This window comes from Aurantimonas sp. A3-2-R12 (genome assembly GCF_036016755.1).
Lineage (GTDB): Bacteria > Pseudomonadota > Alphaproteobacteria > Rhizobiales > Rhizobiaceae > Aurantimonas > Aurantimonas coralicida_A.
This window is the reverse complement of sequence record NZ_JAYXIH010000005.1, coordinates 104,705-117,270: the sequence shown is the minus strand read 5'-3', so window position 1 is coordinate 117,270 and position 12,566 is coordinate 104,705. Positions and strand designations below refer to the sequence as shown.

Here is a 12,566-nt window from a genome sequence, read left to right as displayed (position 1 = left end):
CGGCGAATTACGCGCGTATCTCGCCATAGGCCGCCAGCGCGCGCTCGCGTGCCCGGCCGTGGTCTACGATCGGCCTCGGATAGGTTTCTCCGAGCCGGACTCCCGCCTTTGCGAGGGTTTCGTCGGACGCGTTCCAAGGCGCGTGGATCGCCTTGTCCGGCAGTTCGGCGAGTTCCGGCGCGAACCGGCGGATATAGGTGCCGGCGGGATCGAATTTCTCGCTCTGGGTGACGGGATTGAAGACGCGGAAGAACGGCTGCGCGTCGGCGCCGGAGCCGGCCACCCACTGCCATTGCGCGGGGTTCGAGGCCGCATCGCCGTCGACCAGCGTATCCCAGAACCAGCGCTCGCCGTCGCGCCAGTCGAGCAAGAGGTCCTTGGTCAGGAACGAACCGACGATCATCCGCACCCGGTTGTGCATCCACCCCGTCTGCCAGAGCTGGCGCATGCCGGCATCGACGATGGGGTAGCCCGTCAGGCCCCGTTGCCATGCCCGTAGATCCGCGTCCGAACGTCGCCACGGGAACGCATCGAAGCGCTTGTTGATGTTCGTCGTGGTGAGGTTGTCGCAGTGATGGAGCAGGTGGGCATTGAAGTCGCGCCAGACCAACTCCTTCTTGAACGTGCGGATCGCATCGTCCGGGATCGATTGGCGGCGTGACGCATAGGTCTGGACCGTGTGCCAGATTCGGTAGGGCGAGATTTCGCCCCAGCGAAGATGCGGCGACAGACCGGATGTGCGATCCGCGGAGGGATTGTCGCGCGCTTCATGATAGCCGGCGAGATCATCGTTGCAGAACGTCTCCAGGCGTTCCAGCGCGGCTTTCTCGCCGGGCGTCCATGCCTCGGCGATGTCCCCCGACCAGTCTGGCTTCGTCGGCAGAAGCGCCCAGTCGGCGAGATTGTCCGATCGCGGAAAATCCTCCGGTTGCTTGAAACCGGCCGGCGCGTCGATCGGATCGCGTGGCTCGGATGCCGAGAGCTTCTTCCAGAACGGCGTATAGACCTTGTAATAGCCGCCGGTGGTCGTCTGGACCTCGTCCGGCTCGTGCAGGATGTTGGCGGTGAAGCGGCGGACATCGAACGCCGCGCCCAAAGCCTCCGCGATCCTGTCATCGACAGCGCGCCCGGCCGGATCGGAACGTCGGTTGAAATAAAGCGCTGTGGCGCCGACGGCCGCGATGATGTCGAGGAGCTCACCCTTTGCCGCGCCGCGCCGGAGCGTCAGCTGGGAGCCCTTGCCGCGCAGGCTGCGGGCGAAAGCGTCCAGGCTGTGATGCAGCCACCATTGGTGAGCGCCACCGAGCGCGCGGATGCCGTCCGATGTCTCGTCGAGCACATAGAGCGGCACCACGGGCCGACCGGTGTCGGCCGCCGCGGCGAGCGCCGGATTGTCGTCGAGGCGCAGATCGTCGCGCATCCAGACGACGATCGGATCGCTGTGGGCTTTCGAGCTGTTGTCGTCCATGCAGGCGTCCCATCGTTGCCGATGGCAGATAGCTGGCGCTCCATGGCTCTGCGGCGAGGCGGGTGCGACGAAATCGCAGGGGGGCCGGCGGATCAGACGACGCCGAAAAAAAGAAGGTCGCCGGTGCGGCACCGGCGACCTTCTTGAAAACTGGCTCCCCGAGCAGGGCTCGAACCTGCGACAATTCGATTAACAGTCGAACGCTCTACCAACTGAGCTATCGGGGAATGACGCGTCAGACGCGTTGGCGTGCCTATAGCAAAACGATGACACTCTTGCCAAGCCGCGAGTTGAGGAAAAATCCCCGATCGCGGCGCGAATGGCAAAAACGGCTTTGTTCCGGCCGGCCGCATTCCCATTTCAAGGGCCGGGCCAACGGCTATCGGTAAATCATGGCGGCAGGATGAGTGATCAAGAGACGCAGCACAACGAAAGGGATGGCGAACGCAAACCGGCGGGCCGAGGGATCGAGATATTCGGTCGCAGACTTCCGCTGCCGGCGAACCGCGGATGGCGGATAGCCCTGGGAAGCGGCCTTGTCGCCGGCGGCCTTCTGGGTTTCCTGCCGATTCTCGGCTTCTGGATGATCCCGTTGGGGCTCCTCGTCCTGTCGGTCGATCTGATCGTCGTGCGCCGCTGGCGCCGCCGGTCAACGGTGAAGTGGGGACGCGCCCGCTCGCCCCGCGACGCGAGCCGAGCCGGCAAGCCAACGCGCGAACCGCCCACGAACCAGCCATCATAGAGCATTCGTCGCGACGACCCTATAAGGAGCGTCGTATCCGCAAACCTCGCCGGAGAGCGGCCACGCACCGATGCTCCGCGTTACCGTTCGATTCATAATAATTGTGAAGGCGGGGAACCAGAATGTCGCGCCAGGCCTTGTGCCCAAAAGAAAACACATTGCAGGTGGCGCACATGTTTACGAAGACCGGAATGACGATCTTGGCCCTTACCTTCGGCTCGCTGACCCTTCCCGCTTACGCTCAGGATGTGGTTGGCTCGGATCAGTTCGAGGCGCCGGTCGAAATGGCGTCGCTTCAGATCGCTCCGAGACAGCCTGGCGAGACGGCTTCGATCCCGGTTCCCATGCCGCGGCCCGATATCACCCAGGCGGCGCAACCGCAGCAGGAAATCCGCCGGACCGCCAGCGGCATTCGCATCGTCGGCCCTCGCTTCTTTCCGGCAGAATAGGACGCGTCACCGGTTTGTCGTCGGCGCGCGTCGGCCAAAGCCGAGAGTAGTCCGTTATACATCAGGGAGAGGAATGGAGGCCTCGGAGGGAATCGAACCCCCGTACAAGGATTTGCAGTCCTCTGCGTAACCACTCCGCCACGAGGCCTCACCGGCGCCGTACCTACGGATTCCGTTGGATTTCCGCAAGGCCGGAAATGCCCATTCGGGAAATCTGACCCAAGCGCCATGCTGACCGAGCGGTCGCGATACTTCGGCTCCGGTGTGCGCGTGATGTCACAGACCCCCCATCCAGCGCCATCGTATCACGCGCAGGCCGCCGTCGTATCGCACACCGGCACCAGATCCTTTGTCTCTTGGCTTGCCAACCGTCGGGATTGGGCGCACGCCTAGTCAATCCGCGGCCCAGCGTCTCGACAGACAGAAAATGATTCGGAACAATTCGCGAGCGCCTTCCGCGCCTGCCATCCCCGACGCTGCCGACATGCTCATCCGTGCGGCGCGCACGGATGATATCGATCGGCTGGTCGAGATCGAGGTGGCTGCTTTCGATGTCGATCGCATCTCGCGCCGCTCGTTTCGCAATCTCGTCAGCGCGGACAGCGCCATCGTGCTGGTCGCGGAGGATGGCGGACTTGATGCTCAAGCCTGCCGGGTCGTCGGCTACGCGGCCATCCTGCTGCGTCGCGGCACGGGGCTTGCGCGGCTCTACTCTCTTGCCATCGCACCGGATGCGTCGGGGCGTGGAACCGGCCGGAAGCTGCTCGAAGCGGCCGAATCCGCGGCCTTCGATCGCGACCGCATCGCCCTTCGACTTGAGGTTCGCGAGGATAATGCCGCCGCGATCGCGCTCTATCGCTCCCGCCATTTTCGCTCGATCGGACGCTATCTCGACTATTATGCCGACCACATGCCGGCACTTCGCTTTGAGAAGACCCTGCGCGGCGACCAGGCGATCGACACCGGTGTCCCCTATTACGAGCAGACGACGGATTTCACCTGCGGCGCCTGCTGCCTGATGATGGCGCTGGCACGGGATGTTCCCGGTTTTGTGCTGGAGCCGGTGGCTGAGATCCGCCTCTGGCGCGAGGCGACGACGATCTTCATGATGTCGGGGCCCGGCGGCTGCGAGCCCTATGGTCTGGCGGTGGCGGCGCATGAAGCCGGGCTCGGCGCCGAAATTCATGTCTCGGAACCGGGCGATCTGTTCCTGGAAGGGGTTCGCAGCGCGGAGAAGCAGCGGGTGATGGCGCTTGCCCAGGAAGATTTTCGCCGTCGCGCCGACGCCTATGCGATTTCGGTCACCATTCGCCCGTTTACCCTCGTTGAACTGCGGGCCGCGATCGCCGCGGGCAAGACCGCCGTGGTGCTGATTTCTGGCTATCACATGTTCGACAAGAAGGTGCCGCACTGGGTGCTCGCCCATGGCGACGATGGCCGCCATATCATCATCCACGATCCCTGGGTGGCGGACGAACGCGGCGAATCCGTCGCCGACGCCGCGAGTCTTCCAATTCCATACGAAACATTTGACCGGATAGCGCGTTTCGGCAAGGTCGGCCTCCGCGCGGCCGTTTTCCTCTCCCGGCGCGAGGCTTAAAAGGTCGTCCGATGTCTCAATGGGTCGTCCTCGTCGGGCGCGCGTCCGATCTCGACAACGGCGCGACGCCGCACAAGGTCATGACCAGCCGCGACTATCTTGCGCGATCCGGCCTGTTCCGGGGGCAACGGCCCAAGGTCATCAACCTGTCGCGGTCCTACGCCTATCAAAGCAGGGGATATTACGCCTCGCTCCTCGCCGAGGCCCGCGGTCACCGCATCATCCCCTCGGTCGAGACGATGATCGACCTGTCGGAAAAGAAACTTTATGAAAACGCCTTGCCCGAGCTCGATGCCGTGCTGTCGAAGGCACTCGACAAGGGCGAAGCACCGACTGCCCCGATACGCATCTATTTCGGCCACGCTGACGACCCCCGCCTTGATCGTTTCGCCAAGCTGATCTTCGACTGGTTTCGAGCGCCGGCCCTTGAAGTCCATCTGGAGCCCAAAGCAGGACGCCCGCGAATCCGGCGCATCGGTTTTGCCTCGATCGGCAAGCTCGACAGCGCCGAGACGGCGCGCCTGCTCGTCGCCATGGAGCGGTACACCGCGCGCCAATGGCGCGCAGCCAAAGCCAAGACTCCGGCGAAATATGCATTCGCCACCCTCTACGACCCCAAGGAAGACATGCCGCCGTCTTCGGTGGATACGCTGCGGCACTGGGCGCGCATCGCGGCCCGGCTCGGCGTCGATGTCGAACCGATCGGTCGCAAGGATCTGCCCCGGCTGGCCAATTTCGATGCCTTGTTCATCCGCGAGACGACCTCGATTTCCAATCACACCTACCGGTTCGCTCGCCGCGCCATGCAGGAGGGCATGCCGGTGATCGATGATCCAATCTCGATGATCCGCTGCACGAACAAGGTCTATCTCAACGAATTGATGGCGGCGAATGGTGTCGCCACCCCGTCATCGGTGATGATCGGGGGCAAGGAGGACTTCGCCAGGGCGGCGGACGAGCTCGGCTTTCCGATGGTGCTGAAGATCCCCGACGGGTCGTTCTCGCGAGGCGTGAAGAAGGTCGACGACGTCGCCGGTCTGGTGACGCTGGCGAATGCCTGGCTGGAGGATAGCGACCTTCTGATCGCCCAGAAATTTATGCCGACGACTTTCGACTGGCGGATCGGGGTGCTCGGCGGCGAGCCCTTGTTTGCGGTCCAGTACCTGATGGCCAAGAGCCATTGGCAGATCATCAACCACGACAATGGCGGGCGACCCTTGGAGGGTGGGTTCAGGGCGTTCTCGCTCGGCGATACGCCCCCGCATGTGCTGGATGCCGGACTGCGGGCAGCCCGCTGCATCGGCGACGGACTCTACGGCGTCGATCTCAAGGAGACCGACGACGGGATTTTCCTGATCGAGGTCAACGACAATCCGAACCTCGAGCATGGGGTTGAGGATTTTGCTGAGAAGGACGAGGTCTGGACTCGGCTCACCCGGTGGTTCATCGACCGCATCGAGCGTTGAGGCCGGTCGCCGAAAGTGTGCGTCGCGAGCGGGATAACCGCCGCTCCTTGGCCCGCGCCGAGCCGGAACCGCGCCGCCATCGCCCAGAGGCCGGTCCGCCTTGCGCGCGGCAAGAGCCGCGACTATGGAAACGGGGCGGCCGCAAGGCGACGATGCGGCGAGACACGAGGATTTCGACCATGGATTTCGAGACCGCCCGCACGAAGATGGTGGACAACCAGATCCGCACCACGGACGTCACCCGTCACGACATTCTGCGGGCGTTCCTGCAGGTGCCGCGGGAAGAGTTCGTGCCCGCCTCGCGCAAACCGCTTGCCTATATCGATGAGGATCTGCCGATCGGCAACGGCCGCTACATCATGGAAGCCTCGCCCTTCGCCAAGCTCCTGCAACTTGCCGCGGTCACGCCCGACGACGTCGTCCTCGATGTCGGATGTGGTTCCGGTTACTCCTCGGCGGTCCTGTCGCATCTTGCTGGCTCGGTGGTCGCTCTGGAAGAGGATGCCGACCTTGCCGCGTCCGCGGGCGACAATTTGGCGCGACTCGATTACGTCACCTGCGTCGTGGTCGAGGGAAAGCTGGAGGATGGCTACCCGTCCGAGGCTCCGTATGACGTGATCTTCTTCGAGGGGGCCGTCGAGCGCTTGCCGGACACATTCTTTCAGCAGTTGCGCGAAGGGGGGCGTCTCGTGGTCGTCGAAGGCGTCGGAAACGCCGCCTCGGCCAGGCTCTATTTCAAAGACGAGAACGGCCTCGTCTCGGACCGCTTCGGCTTCAATTGCAGCGTGAAGCCGCTGCCCGGATTCGACAAGGCGAGAGAATTCGTCTTCTGATCACATCGTCGTGGCAGATATGTTTCGTTTCACGATAAAGCCACTGGAAATTCAGGTCCGCACTTGATCAGACCGTTACAATACTGATCAAATACCGTCGGTATGGAATGGCGTAGCGGGAAACGTCTGCGAGGGATTGTTCGCGGGCATGCTTTTCTCGACCCCATCCGCGGTATGGAGTCATCGGGTTGCGTAGTATCTGGATTGTCGCCGCACTTGTCGCCGGTACGTTCTTGTCAGTTCCCGCCATGGCCGAGACCCTCACCGGGGCATTGGCCAAGGCCTACGCCAACAGCCAGGGCTTGAATTCGGCGCGGGCGCAACTGCGTGCCACCGACGAGAATGTTCCACAGGCGCGGGCTGGACTCAGGCCGTTCGTCAGCGGTGTAGGCTCTGCCAACGCGACCCGAAGCCGGACGACCTTCGGCGACGATATTTCGTCGCAGACGGCGCGGTCGGAATCAATCGGCTTTGGTATCCAGTTGAACCAGACGCTGTTCGACGGCTTTCAAACCCCCAACAACGTCGCCGCGGCGCAGGCGCAAGTTCGCGCCTCGCGGGAAAACCTCGCCAATACCGAGCAGAATACCCTGTTCGACGCGGCGACCGCCTATATGGACGTGCTACGCGACCGGCAGATCGCCGCGCTACGCCGCCAGAATCTCGGATTTCTGCAGGAGCAGGTGCGGGCGTCGCGGGCGCGCTTTGAGGTGGGCGAGGGAACGCGCACCGACGTAGCACAAGCCGAATCCCAGCAGGCCCTCGCGACGGCGCTGCTCAACAGCGCGCTGGCGCAGGTCGCTTCCAGCGAGGCGACCTATCTCGATGTGGTGGGCAATCCCCCAACGAATCTGAAGCCGGGCAGAACCCCGGCGGGTTACATTCCGAAGTCGCTCGATTCGGCCGTCGCCATATCTCAGCGCGAGCATCCGGCGATTTTAGCGACGCTGGCCGTCGTCGACGCGGCGGCCTTTCAGGTCAAGTCGGCCGAGGGCGCGCTGCTGCCGACTCTGAGCCTGACCGGCCGTGTTGATGATACCTATGCGCTGAGCGAAACCCATGGGGGCAACCTGCCCGGCGTCAATACGTCGCTCGGCCGTCCGAACGTCAATACGCAGAACCAGGTGTCGGCGACCGTGGGCGCCCAATTGACGATACCGATCTACCAGGGCGGTCGTGCGAGTTCCAAGGTCCGCCAGTCCAAGGAAGTGCTCGGCCAGCGTCGGATCGAGGTCGACGGAACCCGCGATCAGGTGAGAACGGCGGTGGCGAGCGCCTGGGCACAGTTGCAGGCCGCCCGTGCCAACGTCGCCGGCTTTCAGGCGCAATCGCGGGCCGCTCGCCTGGCCCTGGATGGTGTCATCGAGGAGCGCAACGTCGGCCAGCGGACCACGCTCGACGTCCTCAATGCTCAAGGCGAGGTGATTTCGGCGCAGATTTTGCTCGTCGGCTCGCAACGCGACGAGGTGGTGGCCGGCTATGCAGTGGTCTCGGCCACCGGCCGGCTGTCAGCCGAGCGGCTCGGCTTGGCCGGCAAGACCTACAAGCCGGAAGAGCATTACGAGCAGGTCCAGGACCAATGGTACGGTCTGAGAACGCCGGACGGGCGGTAGACACTCCGCGTACGTGTCGCGGCCGAGGCCGCCATCGCGACAGCCTCGGCCAAGAAGCTGGTGATAGTTTCCCCAAAAGGGCTCGCGGGATTCACGCCGGGGCTCTTTCCATTTAGGCTTCGCGCATGATTCGATCGATAGGGTCGACCCTTGTCGCGGAATTTGCGGGAGCGTCCCATGAGCAATGCCCTTTCGGCCCGTGAGCCGTCGATGGACGAAATCCTGGCCTCGATCAGACGGATCATCGAGAGCGGCGACGAGACCGTTATCGCGACACAAGCGCCCGATCTCGAGCCTTTGCACGGCGAGCCGGCAAACGCCGCCGGCAAGGCTGCGGAGCTGGCGGCCGATGCGGTGGTCTGGAGAGCCGAAACGCCATCCGAATCCGACGACGCGTCTGTCGCTTCGGGGGCGATTGGAGACGAGACGGCCAAGCCACCGAGCGCCGGTGCCGCCACACCCGCTGCCGACGGCACAACTGCGCCGGGACGCCCCCGGCTGGGGATCGTGCCGCCCGTCAAGCCGGTGGATTCCATGTTTGCCGAGCAGCCCGGCGAGGCTGGCGCCGAACAGTCGACCGCGGGGCTGAAGGTCGACCCCGTCGCCGAGATGGGTAGCTTGCCGGATCGGCAGACGGCCGAGGTGATGCAGGGTGAGGATGGTCTCGTTGAGTCCGGCGAGGATTCGTCACTGTCGACCGCGCGGCTGCGCGCGGTGTCGTTGGCCTCCGTATCCGAGCGCCGCATCGAGGCGGTGCGCGCCGGCGCTGTCCCGTCTGAAGCTTCGGAGCCGATCGAAGAGGGCGATGACGATTATCTTGGCGCCCTGTCAAACGCGATCGATGCAGAGGGCGACGAGGGCGAGACCGTGGACCCGCTGCCGGATGGCGACCAGACGATTGGTTTGGACGATGACGAAGATGCGGTGGGCGAGTTCGACGAGGAGGGGTTCGCGTCCGAACTGATCGAGAACGCCAGCCAGATTGCGGCTGAATCGCAGGTGGAAGGGCAATCGGGCGCGGTGGAGGTTGCGACCGCGTCGTCGCCGGCTGCCGCTACAACGGAAGCGGCCGCACTCGACCTGCCGGCAGGTTCCAAGGAGGCAAGTTCGGCGAGCGGTCCGAGCCTTCACGGAAACGCGGCCAGCGCACCGATCCACGAACTGATCTCACAGGAAACGGGCAGCCGCGTCGCCGCATCCTTCGACAATCTCGCGCGCGTCATTCGCGAGGAACATCTGGATTCCATCGACGAGACGGTGGGCGAAATCCTGCGGCCGATGCTGCAGGAGTGGCTGGACGACAATCTGCCGAGCCTGGTCGAGAAGCTGGTCCGCGAGGAAATCGAGCGGGTCGCGCGCGGCGGCCGCCGCTGATCGCGCCGACGAAGGCTGTTTTCCGGGGTCCCGGGAGTGTCGCGAGCCGCTCTTCGTTGACAGCCGCGAAAGCGAGGCTGTAACCGGAAGGCACGCTTCAACGCCCTCGGGCAATGCCCCGTGCCGGGGCCACCGGACATGTGATGATTGAAAAGACCTACGACGCCGCGGCGATCGAGCCACGCATTGCCGAACGTTGGGAGAAGGCCGACGCCTTTCGAGCCGGGGCGGGAGCTGCCGAGGGCGCGGAAGCCTATTCGATCGTGATACCGCCGCCGAACGTCACCGGCTCGCTCCATATGGGGCATGCCCTCAACGATACGCTGCAGGACATCCTGATCCGCTTCGAGCGCATGCGAGGGAAGAATGTTTTGTGGCAACCGGGCCTCGACCACGCCGGCATCGCCACGCAGATGGTGGTCGAGCGGCAATTGGCCGAACGCAAAGAGCCGGGTCGCCGCGACATGGGCCGCGACGCCTTCATCGATAGGGTCTGGCAATGGAAGGGCGAATCCGGCGGCACGATCCTCGAGCAGCTGCGCCGGCTTGGTGCCTCCTGCGACTGGTCGCGCGAGCGTTTCACCATGGACGAGGGGCTGTCGAAGGCGGTTCTCTATGTGTTCGTAGAGCTCTATCGTAAAGGGCTGATCTACAAGGATAAGCGGCTGGTCAACTGGGACCCGAAGCTGCTGACGGCGATCTCGGACCTGGAGGTCGAGCAGAAGGAGGTGGCGAGCCACCTCTGGCATTTCCGCTATCCGCTGGCTGACGGCGTGAGCTACGAGCACCCCTACAATCTGGACGATGAGGGCAACCGCGTCGCTTGGAAACCCTCCGACGGCGAGCCTGCGGGACACGAGACGCGCGATTATCTGGTGGTCGCGACGACCCGGCCCGAGACCATGCTGGGCGATACCGGCGTCGCCGTTCACCCGGACGACCCGCGCTACAAGGACCTTGTCGGCAAGCATGTCATCCTGCCGCTGGTCGGCCGCCGCGTACCGATCGTCGCCGATGAATATCCGGACCCGGAGGCCGGCACCGGCGCGGTGAAGATGACGCCTGCCCATGATTTCAACGATTTCGAGGTCGGCAAGCGGCATGATCTGCAGCAGATCAGCATCCTGACCGTCGCCGCGGCGGTCACTCTGGCCGAGAATCCGGACTTTCTCGATGGCGTCGAGCCGTCGGACGATCTCGACCGCACGATCACCGAACTCGACGGCAAGGACCGTTTTGTCGCGCGCGATATGATTGTGACGATGATGGAGGAGCGAGGCTATCTCGACCGGGTCGAGAACCACGCGCATACGGTGCCGCATGGCGACCGTGGCGGGGTGCCGATCGAGCCCTTCCTGACCGACCAGTGGTATGTCGACGCCAAGACCTTGGCCGAGCCGGCGATCGCCAGCGTGCGCGAGGGTCGCACCAAATTCGTCCCGAAGAACTGGGAAAAGACCTATTTCGACTGGATGGAGAACATCCAGCCTTGGTGCATCTCGCGTCAGCTCTGGTGGGGCCACCAGATTCCGGCTTGGTACGGGCCGGACGGCGAAATTTTCGTCGAAAAGAGCGAGGAGGAAGCGGTCGCCGCCGCGCTCGCCCACTACGTTATGAACGGTACGATCTCCGATGACGAGGCCAAGGCGATGGCGGCCGATCCGGCCCGCCGCGACGGCTTCCTGCATCGCGACGAGGACGTTCTCGACACCTGGTTCTCGTCGGCGCTGTGGCCGTTCTCGACGCTGGGCTGGCCGGAGAAGACGCCGGAGCTTGCCACCTACTATCCGACCAGCGTGCTGGTCACCGGCTTCGACATCATCTTCTTCTGGGTCGCCCGGATGATGATGATGGGGCTGGAATTCATGGACGAGGAACCGTTCCACACGGTCTATGTCCATGCGCTGGTCCGCGACAAGACCGGCGCCAAGATGTCGAAATCAAAGGGCAACGTCGTCGACCCGCTCGATCTGATCGACGAATATGGCGCCGACGCGCTGCGCTTTACGCTGGCGATCATGGCCGCGCAGGGCCGTGACGTGAAGCTCGATCCGCAGCGCATCGCCGGCTACCGCAATTTCGGCACCAAGCTCTGGAACGCTACCCGTTTCGCCGAGATGAACGGGGCGCTCCACGGTGCCGCGCTCAACCCGGCGCCACTGACGCTGCCGCTGAACCGCTGGATCGTCACCGAACTTGGCCGCACCATCGCCGAGACCGAAGCGGCAATCGGCGCCTATCGCTTCAACGACGCGGCGGCAACGCTCTATCGCTTCGTCTGGAACCTGTTCTGCGACTGGTACGTGGAACTCGCCAAGCCGACGCTCGGCGGCAGTGACGAGGCGGCGGCGAACGAAACCCGGATCGTCATGGGATCGGTGCTCGACCGCATCTACGCGCTGTTGCACCCCTTCATGCCGTTCATGACCGAGGAATTGTGGGCGACGACGGCGGAGACGCGGCCGTCGCTGCTGTGTCATGCGGCCTGGCCATCGCTCGATTTCGCCGATCCGGACGCCGCCGACGACATCAACTGGCTGATCGCCGTGGTGTCCGAGATTCGTTCGGTTCGCGCCGAAATGAACGTGCCGCCGGGCGCGCAAGCGGCGCTGCTGGCGATCACGCCCGACGCGGCGACGGCCGCGCGGCTCGACCGGCACGGCACGGCGCTGAAACGACTGGCCCGGCTTGCCTCGATCGAGACCAGCGATGGCGCCCCCGACCAATCCGCCCAGATCATCGCCGGGGGCGCCACCTTTGCCCTGCCGCTGGCCGGCATGATCGACATCGCGGCCGAGCGGAGCCGGCTGGAGAAGGCCGAGGCCAAGGCATTGGCGGAGATCGAGCGGATCGACCGCAAGCTGTCGAACCAGAAATTCGTGGCGAATGCGCCTGAAGAGGTCGTCGAGCAAGAGCGGGAGAAACGCGAGGCCTATCGGCTCGAAGCCGAAAAGCTTGCCGCCGGACTGGAGCGGCTGCGGTAGCCGCTGCGCGGCGGAGTTCTATCGCTCCGGCGACGGC

General features: G+C 64.3%; 9 protein-coding genes and 2 tRNA genes. 8 read left to right on the top strand and 3 right to left on the bottom strand.

The features are described from left to right. Positions 1-7: 7 nt before the first annotated feature. A complete protein-coding gene (locus VSX60_RS04445; RefSeq protein WP_327622940.1) occupies positions 8-1,468 on the bottom strand; it encodes a cryptochrome/photolyase family protein in 1,461 nt (486 codons plus the stop codon). Positions 1,469-1,619: 151 nt separating this feature from the next. Beyond that, a tRNA-Asn gene (locus VSX60_RS04440) sits at positions 1,620-1,695 on the bottom strand. 176 nt (positions 1,696-1,871) lie between these two features. Here VSX60_RS04440 and VSX60_RS04435 point away from each other — a divergent pair. Together VSX60_RS04435 and VSX60_RS04430 are read left to right on the top strand one after the other, a co-directional pair. Beyond that, positions 1,872-2,210 carry a hypothetical protein gene (locus tag VSX60_RS04435; RefSeq protein ID WP_327622939.1) on the top strand — a complete coding sequence of 113 codons (339 nt, stop codon included), beginning with the start codon at positions 1,872-1,874 and terminating at the stop codon, positions 2,208-2,210. 122 nt (positions 2,211-2,332) lie between these two features. Next, entirely contained in the window at positions 2,333-2,659 is a 327-nt protein-coding gene (locus tag VSX60_RS04430; protein ID WP_327622938.1) for a hypothetical protein, read from the top strand. A 74-nt stretch (positions 2,660-2,733) separates the two neighbouring features. Here VSX60_RS04430 and VSX60_RS04425 read toward each other — a convergent pair. After that, positions 2,734-2,807 (bottom strand) — tRNA-Cys (locus tag VSX60_RS04425). Positions 2,808-3,143: 336 nt separating this feature from the next. Here VSX60_RS04425 and VSX60_RS04420 point away from each other — a divergent pair. From VSX60_RS04420 to VSX60_RS04395, 6 genes are all read left to right on the top strand, one after another. Continuing rightward, positions 3,144-4,259 carry a GNAT family N-acetyltransferase/peptidase C39 family protein gene (locus VSX60_RS04420; protein ID WP_327622937.1) on the top strand — a complete coding sequence of 372 codons (1,116 nt, stop codon included), beginning with the start codon at positions 3,144-3,146 and terminating at the stop codon, positions 4,257-4,259. A gap of 11 nt (positions 4,260-4,270) precedes the next feature. Further along, entirely contained in the window at positions 4,271-5,725 is a 1,455-nt protein-coding gene (locus VSX60_RS04415) for a RimK family protein (protein ID WP_327622936.1), read from the top strand. A 179-nt stretch (positions 5,726-5,904) separates the two neighbouring features. Next, entirely contained in the window at positions 5,905-6,558 is a 654-nt protein-coding gene (locus tag VSX60_RS04410) for a protein-L-isoaspartate O-methyltransferase family protein (RefSeq protein ID WP_327622935.1), read from the top strand. 248 nt (positions 6,559-6,806) lie between these two features. Continuing rightward, positions 6,807-8,171, top strand: a complete 1,365-nt coding sequence (locus VSX60_RS04405; RefSeq protein WP_327622984.1) for a TolC family outer membrane protein — start codon at positions 6,807-6,809, stop codon at positions 8,169-8,171. 177 nt (positions 8,172-8,348) lie between these two features. Beyond that, complete coding sequence (locus VSX60_RS04400) at positions 8,349-9,545, top strand: PopZ family protein (RefSeq protein WP_327622934.1); 1,197 nt, start codon at positions 8,349-8,351, stop codon at positions 9,543-9,545. Between the two features lie 143 nt (positions 9,546-9,688). Further along, positions 9,689-12,529, top strand: coding sequence for a valine--tRNA ligase (locus VSX60_RS04395; RefSeq protein ID WP_327622933.1), 2,841 nt, complete (start codon positions 9,689-9,691; stop codon positions 12,527-12,529). Positions 12,530-12,566 lie beyond the last annotated feature (37 nt).